The 15945-nt window shown below is 59.1% G+C and carries 16 protein-coding genes; 8 read left to right on the forward strand and 8 right to left on the reverse strand.

Going from position 1 to position 15945, the window contains the following annotated elements:
* Window positions 1-28 precede the first annotated feature (28 nt).
* The gene (locus tag B9Z39_RS14110) at window positions 29-709 is read left to right on the forward strand and encodes an SOS response-associated peptidase (protein WP_108302132.1); all 681 of its coding nucleotides are present in this window, start codon (window positions 29-31) and stop codon (window positions 707-709) included.
* A gap of 9 nt (window positions 710-718) precedes the next feature.
* On the opposite strand, the gene B9Z39_RS14115 is transcribed toward B9Z39_RS14110, so the two are convergent.
* Window positions 719-2509 (reverse strand): glutamine--tRNA ligase/YqeY domain fusion protein, encoded by a 1791-nt coding sequence (locus B9Z39_RS14115; RefSeq protein ID WP_108302133.1) that lies wholly within the window; start codon window positions 2507-2509, stop codon window positions 719-721.
* Between the two features lie 96 nt (window positions 2510-2605).
* Between B9Z39_RS14115 and B9Z39_RS14120 the strand changes: the two genes are divergently transcribed.
* Complete coding sequence (locus B9Z39_RS14120) at window positions 2606-3835, forward strand: MFS transporter (RefSeq protein WP_233249015.1); 1230 nt, start codon at window positions 2606-2608, stop codon at window positions 3833-3835.
* A 24-nt stretch (window positions 3836-3859) separates the two neighbouring features.
* Window positions 3860-4732 carry an undecaprenyl-diphosphate phosphatase gene (locus B9Z39_RS14125; protein WP_100147685.1) on the forward strand — a complete coding sequence of 291 codons (873 nt, stop codon included), beginning with the start codon at window positions 3860-3862 and terminating at the stop codon, window positions 4730-4732.
* 31 nt (window positions 4733-4763) lie between these two features.
* Here the strand turns inward: B9Z39_RS14125 and B9Z39_RS14130 are convergent, their stop codons facing one another.
* Genes B9Z39_RS14130 through mutS form a run of 3 tightly spaced genes read right to left on the reverse strand, consistent with a single transcriptional unit; the run spans window position 4764 to window position 9069 of the window.
* Complete coding sequence (locus B9Z39_RS14130) at window positions 4764-5582, reverse strand: alpha/beta hydrolase (RefSeq protein WP_108302134.1); 819 nt, start codon at window positions 5580-5582, stop codon at window positions 4764-4766.
* Between the two features lie 5 nt (window positions 5583-5587).
* A complete protein-coding gene (locus B9Z39_RS14135; protein ID WP_108302135.1) occupies window positions 5588-6415 on the reverse strand; it encodes a proteasome-type protease in 828 nt (275 codons plus the stop codon).
* Window positions 6412-9069, reverse strand: a complete 2658-nt coding sequence (gene mutS / locus B9Z39_RS14140; protein ID WP_108302136.1) for a DNA mismatch repair protein MutS — start codon at window positions 9067-9069, stop codon at window positions 6412-6414. The genes B9Z39_RS14135 and mutS overlap by 4 nt, the downstream gene beginning before the upstream one ends.
* Before the next feature lie 199 nt (window positions 9070-9268).
* Between mutS and B9Z39_RS14145 the strand changes: the two genes are divergently transcribed.
* Both B9Z39_RS14145 and B9Z39_RS14150 read left to right on the forward strand, forming a co-directional pair.
* Window positions 9269-9688 (forward strand): type II toxin-antitoxin system RelE/ParE family toxin, encoded by a 420-nt coding sequence (locus B9Z39_RS14145; protein ID WP_108302137.1) that lies wholly within the window; start codon window positions 9269-9271, stop codon window positions 9686-9688.
* 2 nt (window positions 9689-9690) lie between these two features.
* On the forward strand, window positions 9691-10203 hold the full coding sequence (locus B9Z39_RS14150; protein ID WP_158269507.1) for a helix-turn-helix domain-containing protein: 513 nt from the start codon (window positions 9691-9693) through the stop codon (window positions 10201-10203).
* Window positions 10204-10237: 34 nt separating this feature from the next.
* Here B9Z39_RS14150 and B9Z39_RS14155 read toward each other — a convergent pair whose 3' ends face one another.
* The gene (locus tag B9Z39_RS14155) at window positions 10238-11128 is read right to left on the reverse strand and encodes an inositol monophosphatase family protein (protein ID WP_100147679.1); all 891 of its coding nucleotides are present in this window, start codon (window positions 11126-11128) and stop codon (window positions 10238-10240) included.
* 105 nt (window positions 11129-11233) lie between these two features.
* Between B9Z39_RS14155 and B9Z39_RS14160 the strand changes: the two genes are divergently transcribed.
* Together B9Z39_RS14160 and cysE are read left to right on the forward strand one after the other, a co-directional pair.
* Window positions 11234-11971 carry an RNA methyltransferase gene (locus B9Z39_RS14160; protein WP_108302139.1) on the forward strand — a complete coding sequence of 246 codons (738 nt, stop codon included), beginning with the start codon at window positions 11234-11236 and terminating at the stop codon, window positions 11969-11971.
* An 11-nt stretch (window positions 11972-11982) separates the two neighbouring features.
* Window positions 11983-12753, forward strand: coding sequence for a serine O-acetyltransferase (gene cysE / locus B9Z39_RS14165; RefSeq protein ID WP_100147677.1), 771 nt, complete (start codon window positions 11983-11985; stop codon window positions 12751-12753).
* Window positions 12754-12763: 10 nt separating this feature from the next.
* Here cysE and mog read toward each other — a convergent pair whose 3' ends face one another.
* Together mog and yjgA are read right to left on the reverse strand one after the other, a co-directional pair.
* Window positions 12764-13384, reverse strand: coding sequence for a molybdopterin adenylyltransferase (gene mog / locus B9Z39_RS14170; RefSeq protein ID WP_108302140.1), 621 nt, complete (start codon window positions 13382-13384; stop codon window positions 12764-12766).
* Entirely contained in the window at window positions 13381-14058 is a 678-nt protein-coding gene (yjgA, locus tag B9Z39_RS14175; RefSeq protein ID WP_108302154.1) for a ribosome biogenesis factor YjgA, read from the reverse strand. The genes mog and yjgA overlap by 4 nt, the downstream gene beginning before the upstream one ends.
* Before the next feature lie 79 nt (window positions 14059-14137).
* Between yjgA and pmbA the strand changes: the two genes are divergently transcribed.
* Entirely contained in the window at window positions 14138-15529 is a 1392-nt protein-coding gene (gene pmbA / locus B9Z39_RS14180; RefSeq protein ID WP_108302141.1) for a metalloprotease PmbA, read from the forward strand.
* 177 nt (window positions 15530-15706) lie between these two features.
* Here pmbA and B9Z39_RS17000 read toward each other — a convergent pair whose 3' ends face one another.
* On the reverse strand, window positions 15707-15844 hold the full coding sequence (locus B9Z39_RS17000) for a hypothetical protein (RefSeq protein ID WP_158269508.1): 138 nt from the start codon (window positions 15842-15844) through the stop codon (window positions 15707-15709).
* Window positions 15845-15945 lie beyond the last annotated feature (101 nt).

Raw genomic sequence — 15945 nt, forward strand, 5'->3', positions numbered from 1 at the left:
AGCAACGAGGCACTGCTAGCATGGCCGCATGACTGCCCATCACGAGAGCGTGCAAACCGCCACCCTGTACCCCGACGCCTTTGGTGTGTCGGCCCCCGAAGCCGCCGTGTTGCGTGAGCTGTGGCCGCGCAAACCGGGGGTGTTCATTCGCAGTGTGTCCTTGTCTGCGGATGCACCGGTGGATGTCGATGTGCCAGCGCCCTTGCAGCTTGAATTGGGGCAGGGTCAATTTGGTTTGGTGCCGCCTTGGGTCAAGTCCGCCTCTGACGCCAAATTGCGCTCGACCAAGCTGGTGAATGCGCGGGCCGAGACGGTGAGCACCTCCAACAACTTTCGCGACACTTGGCTGGCCGGTCAGCGCTGCATCGTGCCGATGATGGCGTTTTTTGAAGACGACTGGCGCAGCGGCAAACCCGTGCCAACGCGCATCGCCCGTGTGGACGGCAAGCCCATGGGCGTGGCAGGTTTGTGGGAGCGCTGGGCCAAAGACGGCACCGAGATCATCAGCTTCACCCTCTTGACCGTCAACGCCAACAGCCATGCCTTATTGCACCGTTACCAACAAAACGGCAACGAAAAACGCATGCCCGTTATCTTGGGCGAGGGTGCGTATGGCGCTTGGCTGACCACCCGTCCAGAGAAAGCGCGGGAGTTTATGCGTGCCTATCCCGCGCACTTGTTGACGGCAAATCCGGTGGAGAAAAAGTAATCGAGCGAATTACTTTGCCCACGTGTCCTTCAACCCCGTGGCCTTGTTGAACACCAAGCGACCTGCCGCATGGTCTGTGCGATCGGCCACAAAGTAGCCATGGCGCTCGAACTGAAAGTGCGTGCCTGCCGCGCTGTGCGCCAATGAAGGTTCGGCATACGCGGTCACCACCTTCAAGCTGTCGGGGTTGAGCAAGCTCAAAAAGTCTTTGCCACCTGCGTCGGGTTGTGCGTCGGTGAACAAGCGGTCGTAGAGGCGCACTTCGGCTTGTACGCCATCCGATGCGCCGACCCAAGTGATCACGCCTTTGACCTTCACACTGTCCGATCCGGGCGTGCCGCTCTTGGTGTCGGGGATGAGTTCAGCATGCACTTCAAGCACTTGGCCGTTGGCGTCTTTGATGGCGCCCGTGCAGGTGATGACATGGCCATATTTCAAGCGCACCTTGTTGCCGGGAAACAAGCGAAAGAAGCCTTTGGGTGGTGTTTCTTCGTAGTCGCCACGCTCAATCCACAGTTCTTTGCCGAACTTGAATTGGCGTTGTCCCAACTCGGGGTGATGCGGGTGTACTGGGGCGTGGCAATCGTCCAGCGTGCCAGCGCCATGCAAGGCATCCCAGTTGGTGATGACCAGTTTCACCGGGTCCAGAACCACGGATGCACGCGCGGCTTTGGGGTCGAGGTCTTCACGCAGGCAACCCTCCAGGGTGCTGTAGTCAATCCAGCTGTCGCTCTTGGTCACACCAATGCGCTCGGCGAACAACTGCAAGCTCTCGGGGGTGTAGCCGCGACGGCGCAAACCCACGATGGTGGGCATGCGCGGATCGTCCCAGCCCGACACCTTGCCTTCGTTGACCAGTTGGGCCAATTTGCGCTTGCTGGTGACCACATAGGTCAGGTTCAAGCGCGCAAATTCATACTGCTTAGGTGAGGGCGCTGCCAGCAAACCACCTTCGCACAAACGGGCCATCAACCAGTCGTAAAACGGGCGCTGGTCTTCAAACTCCAGCGTGCAAATGCTGTGGGTGATTTGTTCCAACGCGTCTTCGATCGGGTGCGCAAAGGTGTACATCGGGTAGATGCACCAGGTGTCGCCCGTGTGGTGGTGGGTGGCACGGCGAATGCGGTAGATGGCTGGGTCGCGCATATTGATGTTGGGCGCGGCCATGTCAATCTTGGCGCGCAGCACCGCCGCGCCGTCTTCCAGCAAACCGCCTCGCATGTCGCGAAAGCGTGCCAAGTTCTCAGCCGGTGTGCGGCTGCGAAACGGGCTGTTGACCCCGGGTTTAGAAAAATCGCCGCGGTTGACGCGCATGTCCTCTGCACTTTGCTCGTCCACATAGGCGTGGCCCGCTTCAATCAGATGCTCGGCGGCGCGGTACATGAAGTCAAAGTAGTCGCTGGCCTGATAAGGCGCTGCACTACCTGTGGTTTGACCGAGTTGCGCCCAGTCAAAGCCGAGCCACTTCACGGCGTCGATGATGCTGTTGACGTACTCGGTGTCTTCTTTTTCTGGGTTGGTGTCGTCAAAGCGCAGGTGACACACGCCACCGTAATCGCGGGCCAAACCAAAGTTCAGGCAAATGCTTTTGGCATGCCCCACGTGCAAGTAGCCGTTGGGCTCGGGCGGAAAACGGGTGCGAATCTTGGCTGGGTCTGGTGCACCTTGTGCGTGGTGTGCCGCGTCACCGGGGCTACCGGCCCAACGTCGGCTGGCGTAAGTGCCTTGTGCCAGGTCGTTTTCAATGATTTGGCGCAAAAAATTGCTGGGTTTGTGGTCGTTGTCAGCCGGTGTAGTCATAACTTTCATTTTAGAGGCGGCCCCATGCCTTCTCGAGTGCAGGGTGCTCTTTAAAATGCGCACTCCATCTCTTTGCTCTGAATCGACCTTCCCACTATGTTTCAAACCCTTCGCAACCGTGAGGCGGCGATGCCTTTCATCATGCTCGCCGTGCTCATCGACATGGCGGCCATTGGGGTCATCATCCCGGTCTTGCCTGTGCTGGTGGCCAGTTTTTCTGCCAACCAAGCCGATCAGGCCTATTGGTACGGCGTGGTCGCTGTGGCCTTTGGCATGGCCAACTTTTTGGGCTCGCCGCTGCTGGGCGCACTGTCAGACCGCTTTGGTCGCCGTCCGGTGTTGTTGCTGGGTTTCATGGGCTTGGGCATCAGCTTCTTTGGCATTGCGCTGACTGACACCTTGTGGGGCTTGATCGTGGTGCGCACCTTGGGTGGTGTGATGCAAGGCAACATTGCCATAGCCAACGCCTATGTGGCCGACATTTCGTCACCCGAGCAACGTGCCAAACGCTTTGGCTTGCTAGGCGCCATGATGGGCGTGGGCTTCATCATCGGGCCCGTGGTGGGTGGTTTGATGGGGGCCATCAACCTGCACTTGCCTTTTTACTTGGCCGGTGGTTTGACCTTGTTGAACCTGCTGTATGGCTACTTTGTGTTGCCTGAGTCCCTGCCATTGGACAAGCGCAAACCCTTTGCCTGGCGCGACGCCAACCCCATCAAGGCCTTGCGTGGTTTGGCTCAGCTCAGAGGCGTGGGTCCTTTGGTGGGCGTGGTGGCCTTGAGTGGCCTTGCGCAGTTTGTGCTCTACACCGTGTGGGTGCTCTACAACGCCTTCAAGTTTGGTTGGGGGGCAGAGGAAAACGGTTACTCACTCACCGCTGTAGGGGTCACGGCCGTGCTGGTGCAAGGGGTGTTGATGGGCCCGCTGCTCAAACGCTTCAAGCCGCAACGCCTGGCCATCATGGGTTTGGTGTCGTCGGCGCTGGGGTACTTTTTGTGGGGTGCCGCTACCGAGGGCTGGATGATGTACGCCGTGATTGGCATCAACCTGCTCGGGGGTACGGTCACGGCCTCGGTGCAAAGCTTGATTTCGTCTGCTGCCGACAGCCGCAACCAAGGCCAGACCATGGGGGCCGTCAGCTCACTCAACGGCTTGATGGCCGTGGTGGCACCCATGCTGGGTGCCCCTTTGCTGGCTGCGGTGTCGCACTTTCCGCAAGGCGATTGGCGCATTGGTGCACCGTTCTTCTTTTGTTCGGCGCTGCAAGTGGGCTCGTTGGTGTTGGCGGTGTTGTATCTGCGCCGCCACCCTCAGTCGCCCCGATAATTGCGCACGTTTTGCTGGAGTTGTATGGATATCGTTTTGCTATTGAAGGCCGCCGTGATGGGCGTGGTCGAAGGGTTGACCGAGTTTTTGCCCATCTCCAGCACCGGACATTTGATCTTGGCTGGTGCGTTGCTCGGCTTTGACGATGACAAGGCCAAGGTGTTTGACATTGCCATTCAAACGGGTGCCATCTTTGCGGTGGTCTTGGTGTACTGGCAAAAAATAGCCAGCACCGTGGTGGCTTTGCCTTCGCAACGCATGGCACGCCGGTTCGCGTTGAATGTGCTGATTGCCTTTGTGCCTGCCGTGGTGTTGGGCTTGTTGTTCGGCAAGTTCATCAAAGCCCATTTGTTCACGCCCACCGTGGTGGCGAGCACCTTCATTTTGGGTGGCTTCATCATCTTGTGGGCCGAGGGCTGGGGACGACGCCACGCCTTGACCGGCACCGAGGGCGCGATGGATGTGCACCCCAACGACAACGCCCGCATCTTGAATGTCGAGTCCATGACCCCGCGCGACGCTTTAAAGGTGGGCTTGGTGCAATGCCTGGCCATGATTCCAGGCACCAGCCGCAGTGGTGCCACCATCATTGGCGGCATGTTGTTGGGGCTATCACGCAAAGCCGCTACCGACTTTTCGTTTTACCTGGCCATTCCCACCTTGATCGGGGCCGGTGCCTATAGCCTGTACAAAGAGCGTGCCTTGCTGAGCTTGGCCGACGCGCCCGTGTTTGCAGTGGGCCTGGTGTTTTCGTTCATCAGCGCCTGGGTGTGTGTGCGTTGGCTGTTGCGCTACATCGCCACCCACAGCTTCATCCCGTTTGCCTGGTACCGCATTGTGTTTGGCGTCGTGGTGTTGGCCACCGCTTGGTCAGGCGCGGTGACTTGGTCGGCGTAAATACCAGCCCAGTTCAATCAGCCCGCTTTCATCAGCCAATCAAATTCAACAGCGCGGCCTCAACGGCTGCCGCCGCCACCAGCGGATGCTCCATCGGAAACAGGTGTGTGCCATCCACCATGGCAATGCGCCCCTGGGTGATGCGGCGGCTGAAGTCCAGCCCCACTTGCCGCAACTCACGCGATTGCAAGCCGCCAATCAAGGCCGCCTTGCACTGCAAGGGGTGACGCTTGAAGTAGCCCTCCAAGTGATCGGGCAGGCCGTTGTAAATCGCGCTTTCAATGTCACGGTCAAAACTCAGCAGACGGCGCACGCCTTGTGCACCCTGCACCTCATGCGTACCGTGCGTCACGTAGTCGTGCAACACGCGCGGGTGCCATTTGGCAAACACCTGCTTGCGTTGAAAGTGGGCCAATACCTCGGCTTGGCTGGGCCAGCTGATACGGCGTTTGCGGCTCACCGCGGCGGGTGACAGTGACTCCGCCATGGGCAGGCGTTTGCCCATCTTGAGCAAGTTGGCGCGCCAGCCACCCAGCATGGGCGAGTCCAGCAACACCACGCCACGCACCAAGGCGGGTGATTGGGCTGCCACCATCATGCTCAAGATGCCGCCCAGTGAGTGCCCCACCAAAAACACCGGCGCAGCAGCGGCCAAAGGCGTCACAAAGTCGGTCAGCTCTTGCACCAAGTGAGGCCAGTTGTTGGTCACCGGATAGCGTGGGTTGTGGCCCAGCTTTTCAATCGCCTTGACCTGAAAACCACGCTGGCGCAAGGCATCCAGCATCACGCCATACGTGCTCGCTGGAAAGCTGTTGCCGTGCGAGAAGACGATCAGGGGTTGCGGCACCATGCAAGTCAGATCAGCTTGTCGTCTGGAGTCTCAATTTTTTTGAGGGCTTGCGCGCGCAAAGCGGCTTGCATCAGAGGCGTGGTGGTTTGGCCACCATCCCACATCGGGTCTTCAATGCCATCGAACACTTCGCGCAAGCGCTGGCCCCAGCTGTTATGCAGCATTTGGAAGTAGGGGTTGTGCTCGTCGATGCAGACCACTTTGTCGCTTTGAAAACTGTCGGCCTCGTACACCACCATGTCCAGGGGCAAGCCCACCGACAAGTTGGATTTGAGGGTCGAGTCCATCGACACCAGGGCGCATTTGGCTGCCTCGTTGAGCGGGGTGTCGGGGTGCAGCACGCGGTCGAGCACGGGCTTGCCGTATTTGGACTCGCCAATTTGAAAGTACGGCGTCTCCGCTGTGGCTTCGATGAAGTTGCCGGGCGAGTACACCTGGAACAAGCGCATGCCTTCACCCGCAATTTGCCCGCCAAAAATCAGCGACACATTGAAGTCCACGCCGGCGGCTTTCAGCGCAGCCGCATCGCGCTCGTACACCCGGCGAATGGCGGAGCCCAGCACGCGCACCGCGTCAAACATGCTCTTGGCATTCCAAATGGTGATGGGGTCGCTCTCGGGTGTGTCTTTGAGTTGCTCGACTTGCAAGATCTCGCGCACCGATTGCGAGATCGACAAATTACCCGCCGACAACAACACCATGAAGCGGTCGCCCGGCTTTTCGTAGACGATCATTTTTCGGAAGGTGCTGATTTGGTCCAGGCCCGCGTTGGTGCGCGAGTCTGACAAAAAGACCAAGCCAGCTTTGAGTTTGATGCCTACGCAATAAGTCATGACAGTTTCTTGAGTTGATACAGGGCGTCCAGCGCATCGCGTGGACTGAGTTTGTCGGGGTCGATCTCGGCCAGTTTCGCATGCAGCAAGCTGGGGCCTACGTGCTCGACTTCAGGCGGTGGGGCAAACAGGTCGACCTGCACGCGTGACGCATCGGCTCCCGCTTCGAGCGAGGCTAAGGCATGACGTGCATGGTTGAGCACGGGGGTCGGCATGCCTGCCAAACGTGCCACCTGGATGCCGTAGCTCTTGCTGGCAGGTCCCGGCTGAATTTCGTGCAAAAACACAATGTGGTTGCCACTCTCTGCTGCACTCACGTGCACGTTCACGGCGGCGCGGTGGTTGGCCGGGAACTCGGTGAGTTCAAAGTAGTGGGTGGCAAACAGCGTGAAAGCTTGCGTCTTGTCGTGCAAATGCGCGGCAATGCCGCTGGCCAAGGCCAAGCCGTCGAAGGTCGAGGTGCCACGGCCAATCTCATCCATCAGCACCAAGCTGTGTGGCGTGGCGGCGTGCAAGATTTGCGCGGCTTCGGTCATCTCCAGCATGAAGGTGGACTGCGCATTGGCCAAGTCATCGGCCGCACCGATGCGGGTGTGGATGGCATCAATCGGCCCCAAGCGACAGGCGCTCGCTGGCACATGGCTGCCGATGCTGGCCAGCAACACGATCAGCGCCACTTGGCGCATGTAGGTCGACTTACCGCCCATGTTGGGGCCGGTGATGACCTGCATGCGTTGCGTGGGCCCCAAGCGCGTGTCATTGGCAATGAATGTCTTGGCGGCACCGCCCGAGGCCATGCCATGGGTTTCGGCCAAGCGCGCTTCAACCACCGGGTGACGACCCTGGGTGATCTCGATGCAAGGGGTTTTGACAAACTCGGGGGCACACCAATTCAGCGTGAGCGAGCGTTCGGCCAAAGCACTCAAGGCGTCCAGCGTGGCCACCGCCGTGGCCAAGCGGGTGAGGGCAGGCACAAACACTTGCAGCGCGTCGAGCAATTGCTCGTACAAAAACTTTTCGCGTGCCAGCGCACGCTCTTGTGCGCTCAGTGCTTTGTCTTCAAAGGCTTTGAGTTCGGGCGTGATGAAACGCTCAGCATTTTTCAGGGTCTGGCGACGGCGGTAGTCCTCGGGCACCTTGTCCACCTGGCCTTGCGTGACTTCAATGTAAAAGCCATGCACCTTGTTGAATTGCACCCGCAGGTTGGCAATGCCGGTGCGCTCGCGCTCACGCGTTTCCAGCGCCAGCAAAAAGTCGTCGCAATTGGTTTGAATGGCCCGCAACTCATCGAGTTCGGCGTCAAAGCCGTCGCCCATCACGCCGCCATCGCGCACCAACGCGGCAGGCTCGGGCAACAGCGCGCTGGCAATCAGCTGCGCACATTCAGGCGGCATGTTCAGGGCTTGCACCACGGTGTGGAGTAAGGGGCTGGCGGGCAACAGGGGCGCCAACAGCGGCTGCATCTGCCAGGCTTTGTGCAGGGCCAGCCCGAGTGCCACCAGCTCGCGTGGGCGCACCTGACGCAAGGCCACGCGCGCGCTGATGCGCTGCACATCGGCCGAGCCTTTCAAGGCTTCGCGCAAGGCTTTGTAGGCTTGGCCGTGCCGGGTGTCTTGCAAGGCTGTAATCGCTGCCAAACGGTGTTGGGCGTTGCTGCGGTCACGCTCGGGTTCAAGCAGCCAGCGCTTGAGCTCGCGGCTACCCATGCCCGTCATGCAGGTGTCGAGCAGTGAGAACAGCGTGGGGCTGTCTTCGCCGCGCAGGGTTTGGGTCAGCTCCAGGTTGCGGCGGGTGGTCAGGGGCAAATCAATCAGCGCGTCATCGCGTGCCACCATCACGCCGTGCACATGGGTCAGGGCACGGCCTTGCGTGTGCTCGGCATAGCCCAGCAGCGCGGCCACAGCCGCGTGGGCTTGGCTCACGTCTTGGGCGTTCCAGGCATTGAGCGAGGCGGCCTTCAAGTGCTCCAGCAATTTGCGTGCACCTAAAGCCGAATCAAATTGCCAAGCGGGACGGATGTGGATGGGCAGGTTCACCTGCTGGCACAAGGCCTTGAGTTGTTGCTCAAACACCGGGCTGGCGTCGGCGCTGTAAATCACCTCGCTGGGCGCAATGCGGGCCAGCCAGCTGGGCAAGGCATCGCTGTCGCATTCGGCCAGATGCACCAAGCCTTGCGTGATGCTCAGCCACGCCAAGCCACACCCGGTGCGTGCGCTTTGGTGCACCGCCAGCACAAAGGCTTCGCTCTTGTCAGACAACAAGGCGCTGTCGGTCAGCGTGCCGGGGGTGACCACGCGCACCACCTTGCGTTCAACCGGCCCTTTGCTGGTGGCCACATCGCCCACCTGTTCGCAAATGGCCACCGATTCGCCCAGCTTGAGCAAGCGTGCCAAATAGGTTTCGACTGAATGGAATGGCACCCCCGCCATCACCACCGGCTGGCCGCCCGATTGGCCGCGCTGCGTGAGCGTGATGTCGAGCAGTCGGGTGGCCTTTTCGGCATCGGCAAAGAACAACTCGTAGAAGTCGCCCATGCGGTAGAACAACAGCGTGTCGGGGTACTCGGCCTTGAGGCCAAAGTACTGCTGCATCATGGGGGTGTGTTCTGCGAAGTCTTTGGGTGCTTTTTCGTTCTGAATGGGTTCTTTTTGCATCAATGACTTGGCGCGTTTATGCGTTCATGCCGACAAGTGTTTCGCTCGCTTGTATTTTGACAGGCTTTGTAGCGTGACTTAAATACTGTCAAAACGGCGCTACCCATCTCATCGCCCACCCGGCGCTATTGTCAAGAAGCAGAGTTTTTGATTTGAAAATAAGAAATCATCTTTGCATGATATCAATAAGGGGTGATAATTGAGGCAGGGAAAGGAATGGCGGGTCATTTTTCACGACGACTTCGACCTGGAGTTTGATGTGCTTTCACCAGATGTTCAGGATGAGCTTTTGGCCACACTGGTGGCTGTCAAGAAACTAGGACCAAAGGCTGATCGTCCTCACGTTGGGACGCTCAATAATGCCAAGCATCCCAATATGAAAGAACTGCGCTTCAAGGCGAATCACGGCGCAGAGATTTGGAGAGCAGCTTTTGCCTTCGACCCCAATCGTCACGCCATCGTCTTGGTTGCAGCGGCTAAACAGGGGTCAGTTGAGAAGAGGTTCTACAAAGACTTGTTGAAAACGGCCAATGAACGTTTTGACAGCCATTTGGCTAGATTCAAGGTGGCCCAGCCTGAGATCAAAAGCAAAGTTACTCAGGGAAAAAATAGGAGATGACCATGGGACGAAATTTAGACGACATCATCGATAGCCTCCCAAAGGATCGGCAAAAGAAGATCGAGGCGCTGAGTGTCAAAAAAATCGAAGACATGATTGCGCACGCCGAGACCCTCACTGACTTTCGCAAAGCGGTTGGCAAGACACAGGTACAAGTCGCCAAACAGCTCGGCATCAAACAGCATGCGGTTTCTCAGCTTGAGAAGCGCTCCGACACCTATGTCTCCACACTCAGGCGATTTTTGAAAACGCTTGATCTGAATCTGGAGCTTTCTGTGGTTGCGAAGAACGGCAACCGAATCAACTTGCCAAACTTTTTGCCTTGGCGTGAAAACGATACCGTGGCAGCAGACGCAGCTGTTTTGGCTCCCGCAACGAAAGCACTTGCGCGCAAGCTTGTCTCAAGAGACGATGGTGATAGCAAGTCAACAGCCTCGCGGAAAACGACATCAGAAGTGGCCAAGAGGATGCGGGTTATTTCCAGCAAGACACCCTCCGCATCACGCAGGGCCTGACTTGGGCTCAGTACTTACTGGCCCCAAGCCCGCGTTACAGAGGCGCGTCGTCCTCGCCCTGCGACGAGATGCTCAAGGTCTTGGCCGATTCGCTCACCGCACGCTTGTCGTCGGCGCTGGCGAACTTGGAGTACTTGTGCAACAAGGGCACCAGTTGGGCATAAATGCGTGGGCTGGCTGCCAAGCACTCGCGTTGTTCCAAGAAGTTGGCGTCGCCCGTGAAGTTGCCCACCAAGCCACCCGCTTCGGTGATCAGCAACGCACCGGCAGCCATGTCCCAGGGCTGCAGGCCCAGTTCAAAGAAACCATCGCTGAAGCCCGCTGCCACATAGGCCAGGTCGAGTGCGGCAGCGCCCGGGCGACGCAGGCCGGCGGTGCGTTGCATCACGTCGCCCATCAGGCGCAGGTATTTGTCAAAGTCGTCCTCGGGACGAAACGGAAAGCCGGTGGACAGCAAGCACTCGTCCAAGCGGGTGCGTTTGCTCACGCGGATGCGGCGATCGTTCATGAACGCGCCGCGCCCCTTGGTGGCGGTGAACAAGTCGTTACGGCTGGGGTCGTACACCACGGCGTGCTCGAGCTTGCCGCGCACTTGCAAGGCAATGCTCACGCAATAGACAGGAAAGCCGTGGATGAAGTTGGTGGTGCCGTCCAGCGGGTCAATGATCCAGATGTGGTCTGCCTTCGGGTTGCCGTGTTCTGAGCCAGACTCTTCGGCCAAGATGCCGTGGTCGGGGTAGGCGGTCAGCAGGGTGTCGATGATGGCGCGTTCGCTGGCGTGGTCGACTTCGGTGACAAAGTCATTGACTTGCTTTTGCGAAATGCGCACGGCTTCCACATCGAGGGCAGCGCGGTTGATGATGGCACCAGCGGCGCGTGCGGCCTTGATGGCCACGTTGATCATGGGGTGGAGTGTGGACGACATGGATTGTGTGAAGAGCTGACCCGGCAAAGGGTCGAATGAACAGACCCGGTGATGCGGGCGGCGACAATAGGCCAGATTTTACGCCCCTCGTTACGCACATTGCCCATGCACACCCGTTTCATTCTTTTAAACACCAGCCATGCCGGCAACGTGGGGGCGACCGCACGCGCCATGAAGGTCATGGGCTTCACCGATTTGGTGTTGGTCGCCCCCCGTTGGGACAACGTGCTGCGCCGTGAAGAAACCATCCAACGCGCCAGTGGTGCCTTGGATGTGCTGCACAACGCGCGCATCGTCGCCACGCTCGATGAGGCGCTCGATGGCATCAGCCACCTGTGTGCCACCGCCATGACGCCGCGTGACTTTGGCCCGCCCACCCTGGACCCGCGCAGTCACTTTGCAGCCCTGGCTGCGTCCCACGCGCAAGCCCCGCAGCAAGGGGTGGCATTTTTATTTGGCTCCGAGCGTTTTGGCATGCGCAACGAAGACGTGTACCGATGTCACACCTGCTTGAGCATTCCCACCGACCCCAAGTTTGGCTCTCTCAACCTGGGGGCTGCGGTGCAGGTGCTGGCCTATGAGTGGCGCATGGCCCTAGGTGGTTTTGCGGTGCAAGAGGCCGTGCCTCCCAGCGAGTTGGCCGACGCCGCACAAGTGGCAGGTTTGTTGGAACACTGGCAACAAGCCTTGACCGCGATTGGATTTTTGGACCCGGAGTCGCCCAAGAAGCTGATGCCGCGCTTGAACCAGTTGTTCAACCGGGCGCAGCTGACGCAAGAAGAAATCCACATCTTGCGTGGTGTGGCCAAAAGCATGGCGCAAGCCGCCAGCGACAAACGATAGACTCACCGCTTATGTTTTCACGCCTTCGCTCCGACGTTCAATGCATCCTTGACCGCGACCCTGCTGCGCGCAGCCGCTGGGAGGTGCTCACCTGCTATCCCGGTTTGCACGCCGTGGTGTTGCACCGCTTGGCCCATGCCTGCTGGGGCTGGGGCTTGCGTTGGTTGGGGCGTTTCATCTCGCATCTCTCACGCTGGTTGACCGGCATTGAAATTCACCCTGCTGCCAAGATTGGCGAGCGCGTGTTCTTTGACCATGCCATGGGCGTGGTGGTGGGTGAGACCGCCGAAATTGGCGACGGCTGCACCATTTACCAAGGCGTGACCTTGGGGGGCACCTCGCTCTACAAAGGCACCAAGCGTCACCCTACGCTGGGCCGCGATGTGGTGATTGGCGCAGGTGCCAAAGTGTTGGGCGGCTTCACCGTGGGCGATGGCGCCAAGGTGGGCAGCAACGCCGTGGTGACCAAGCCTGTGCCTGCGGGTGCCACAGCCGTGGGCAACCCCGCACGCATCATCCAGGCCGAGTCGGATGCCAAGCGCGAAGAAGCTGCGTCGAAGATGGGTTTTTCAGCTTACGGGGTGACGCAAAACGACGACCCTCTGAGCCAGGCCATGCGTGGCCTGATTGACAGCGCAGCGGGTCAAGAGCATCAAATTGCGTTGCTCTGGCAAGCCATTGAACAACTGTCCAATGCGCAAACCGGTGCCGATTGCGTGCCCAGTGATGCAGCGCGTCAAGAACACTTCGAAGCAGCGCGCATCAACCAGTTGCTGGACTGACGCGCGGGTCTTACACCCGCCTGGACTTGATCGCCGTTTTAGGTCGCCAGCCTTTGCAAAACGCGTCGCGCGTTTCCATGTAGGGGCCGCCAATCAAGTCAATGCAATACGGCACAGCAGCAAAGATGCCGTCCACCAACTGCTTGCCTTCGGCGTCTTTCAAGCCACCCAAGGTCTCTTGGATCGATTTGGGTTGACCGGGCAAATTGATGATCAGGCTTTGGCCCCGAATCACCGCCACTTGGCGCGACAAGATGGCGGTCGGCACAAATCGCAAGCTGATCTGGCGCATTTGCTCGCCAAAGCCTGGCATCTCTTTGTCGGCCACGGCCAGGGTGGCTTCGGGCGTCACATCGCGCAAAGCCGGGCCAGTGCCGCCGGTGGTCAGCACCAAAGCACAGCCTGCATCGACCAACTCAATCAAGGTTTGGCTGATGGTGGCTTGTTCGTCCGGAATCAAACGTGCGTGGTAGTCGATGGGGTTGAACAAGGCCTGGCCCAACCAGTCACGCAACGCGGGCAGGCCTTTGTCTTCGTAAGTGCCGCTGGAGGCGCGGTCGCTGATCGACACGATGCCCACCTTCAGGGTGTCGCAGCGTGCATCGGGTGTGGGCAGGGCAGTTTCGGTCATGGCTTGTACACCTCGCTGTCGTCTTCTTCGGGCGTGCGGGCCGCGTCTTCGGTATCGCTCAAGGTGGTTTTGACGAGTTGAAAAATGTCGCGGTAAGCGCGGCCTTGACGTGGCAGCAGACCTTTGGCCACATCGGCTTTGGATGTGGTGTCGTCTTTGCGTGCTTGGCGCACCAAGGCGCGCAATTGTTGGCTGTCGGTGCTGGGGTGGGCCAGCATCCACTCCGACACCGCGTTGTCGTCTTGAATCAGACGGTCGCGCCAGTGCTCGGCCAGGTGCAGCGCCAGTGTGTCGCGGGTGCTGCCCATGCGCTGTTCGTTGAGCGTGTCGCGCATGGCGGCCACCGCGTCTTCGCTGAGTTTGCGCATCAACTTGCCCACATACTGCATTTGGCGACGCTTGCCTTCAAAGTTGGTGATGCGGCGCGCTTCGGCCATGGCCTCGCGCAGTTGGTCGTTCAAATGCCCTTGGGCTTGCAGCCGATCCAAGAGATCGATGCGCAAAGTCAGCAGCTCCACCCCGAGGTCTTGCCGCTCATCGCTTTCGCGTTTTTTATCGGTGCGGCTGGCACTGTCGGTGCCTTTGAGTTCGCGTTTGAGTTCCAGGTCGAGTTCGCTGCCTTCGGCCACAAATTGGCCGCGAACGAAGTAACCTTTTTTGGGTTTGCGTGACATAAAAAGAAGGGGGTCCAAAGCGGTCGGCTTGCCCTTCAACACAAAGGGAAACACAGTGGCAAGTATCATAGCCGCCGATATGAGCAAAGCCACCCCAAAACCCGCCGTCCCTGCCCGTCACACCTCTCAGGGTTTCAGTTACAGCCGTGATCAATTTGAAGAATTGGTCGATCTGGCACTGGGGCACGCCAAAAAACTCGGTGCCACCGATGCGGGTGCCGAAGCCTCTGAGGGCAGCGGTTTGAGCGTGTCCGTGCGCAAGGGTGAGCTGGAAAACGTCGAGCGCAACCGCGACAAATCGCTCGGCGTCACCGTGTATGTGGGCCACCGCCGTGGCAATGCCAGCACCTCTGACTTTTCCAAAGCGGCGATTGAGCGCACCGTGCAAGCGGCTTACGACATTGCGCGCTTCACGGCCGAAGACCCCATGGCTGGCCTGCCCGATGAGCAAGACATTGCCAAACACCATCCCGAGTTGGACTTGTTCCACCCCTGGACCATCACCAGCGAAGAGGCGGCTCAGTTGGCCCTGCGCTGCGAAGAGGCCGCACTGCGCACCAGCAAGCGCATCACCAACAGCGAAGGTGCTGCCGTGTCGGCCCAGCAAAGCCATTTCTTCAGTGCCCACACCCACGGCTTTCGCGGCGGCTATGCCAGCTCGCGTCACAGCCTGTCGGTGTCGCCCATCGCGGGCAAAGGCAACAACATGCAGCGCGACGCTTGGTACACCTCCATGCGCTCGGCCGACGAGCTGTCGTCCCCCGAAGCCGTGGGCCGCTACGCCGCCGAGCGTGCCTTGAGCCGCTTGAAGTCGCGCAAGATCGCCACCACCCAATGCGCGGTGTTGTTCGAATCGCCTGTGGCGGCGGGCTTATTGGGCGGGTTTGTGCAGGCCGTCAGCGGCGGCTCGCTCTACCGCAAGAGCACCTTCTTGCTCGACTCGCTGGGCAAACGCGTGTTCCCCAAACACATCGACATCTTGGAAGACCCCCATGAGCTGCGTGGCAAAGGCAGCTCGCCGTTTGACGACGAGGGCGTCACCACCCGCGCTCGTCGCGTGGTGGATGCGGGGCGTGTGCAAGGCTATTTCTTGAGCACTTATTCGGGCCGCAAACTCGGCATGCCCACCACCGGCAACGCGGGTGGGTCGCACAACCTGGTCATGCGCTCGCGCCTCACGCAAGCGGGCGACGACCTCGACGCCATGCTCCAAAAACTGGGCACCGGCTTGTTTGTGACCGAGATGATGGGCCAAGGCGTGAACTACGTCACGGGCGACTACTCACGTGGCGCCAGTGGCTTTTGGGTGGAGAACGGGCACATCGCCTTTCCCGTGCAAGAAATCACCATCGCGGGCAACCTCAAAGACATGTTCCAAGGCATCCAGGCCATTGGATCAGACGCCTACACCCTGGGTGCCAAGACCATCGGCTCGGTCTTGATCAACCGCATGAAAATCGCGGGCAGCTAAGCAGCCCCAGTCCCCCCCATCGGCGGTGGTCACCGCTGATTCCTCCTTTTCATAGATTGCACAGCGCACAGCATCACGCGCTGTGGGCTTCTTCACGTCCGCTCGATGCACGTGTGCGCCGTATGCGCGCCCGCGCAGCGATTTTTTGCAGCCATGAGCAAGTCAATCAGGCGTGAGCTATTTAGGGTTTGTTTTTCCTGAAAGCGCAGCGCATTGAATTCCAAAGAATTGCTTTTTGAGCAAGGCAATCTCTAAGTCGCCTTCATATTTTTTGAGTACTGCTTTCTTTATTTTTTTGCCTGTGATTTCGATCACAAAAATATCTTGTTTATGACAATAAAATCATTAAAAACAATAAAAATAACAAAATCATTAAATATGTAAAGTCTTTCAAGTCACACGACTTTGAGGCCGAT

Origin of the sequence: Limnohabitans sp. JirII-29 (assembly GCF_003063395.1) — a bacterium.
In the GTDB taxonomy this organism is placed as follows: Bacteria; Pseudomonadota; Gammaproteobacteria; order Burkholderiales; family Burkholderiaceae_C; genus Limnohabitans.

What these genes read in the sequence shown, in the direction of transcription:
- B9Z39_RS14110 (WP_108302132.1), top strand. Translation starts at nt 29, where the DNA reads ATGACTGCCCATCACGAGAGCGTGCAAACCGCCACCCTGTACCCCGAC.
- B9Z39_RS14115 (WP_108302133.1), bottom strand. Translation starts at nt 2,509, where the DNA reads ATGACTACACCGGCTGACAACGACCACAAACCCAGCAATTTTTTGCGC.
- B9Z39_RS14120 (WP_233249015.1), top strand. Translation starts at nt 2,606, where the DNA reads ATGTTTCAAACCCTTCGCAACCGTGAGGCGGCGATGCCTTTCATCATG.
- B9Z39_RS14125 (WP_100147685.1), top strand. Translation starts at nt 3,860, where the DNA reads ATGGATATCGTTTTGCTATTGAAGGCCGCCGTGATGGGCGTGGTCGAA.
- B9Z39_RS14130 (WP_108302134.1), bottom strand. Translation starts at nt 5,582, where the DNA reads ATGGTGCCGCAACCCCTGATCGTCTTCTCGCACGGCAACAGCTTTCCA.
- B9Z39_RS14135 (WP_108302135.1), bottom strand. Translation starts at nt 6,415, where the DNA reads ATGACTTATTGCGTAGGCATCAAACTCAAAGCTGGCTTGGTCTTTTTG.
- mutS (WP_108302136.1), bottom strand. Translation starts at nt 9,069, where the DNA reads ATGCAAAAAGAACCCATTCAGAACGAAAAAGCACCCAAAGACTTCGCA.
- B9Z39_RS14150 (WP_158269507.1), top strand. Translation starts at nt 9,691, where the DNA reads ATGGGACGAAATTTAGACGACATCATCGATAGCCTCCCAAAGGATCGG.
- B9Z39_RS14155 (WP_100147679.1), bottom strand. Translation starts at nt 11,128, where the DNA reads ATGTCGTCCACACTCCACCCCATGATCAACGTGGCCATCAAGGCCGCA.
- B9Z39_RS14160 (WP_108302139.1), top strand. Translation starts at nt 11,234, where the DNA reads ATGCACACCCGTTTCATTCTTTTAAACACCAGCCATGCCGGCAACGTG.
- cysE (WP_100147677.1), top strand. Translation starts at nt 11,983, where the DNA reads ATGTTTTCACGCCTTCGCTCCGACGTTCAATGCATCCTTGACCGCGAC.
- mog (WP_108302140.1), bottom strand. Translation starts at nt 13,384, where the DNA reads ATGACCGAAACTGCCCTGCCCACACCCGATGCACGCTGCGACACCCTG.
- yjgA (WP_108302154.1), bottom strand. Translation starts at nt 14,058, where the DNA reads ATGTCACGCAAACCCAAAAAAGGTTACTTCGTTCGCGGCCAATTTGTG.
- pmbA (WP_108302141.1), top strand. Translation starts at nt 14,138, where the DNA reads ATGAGCAAAGCCACCCCAAAACCCGCCGTCCCTGCCCGTCACACCTCT.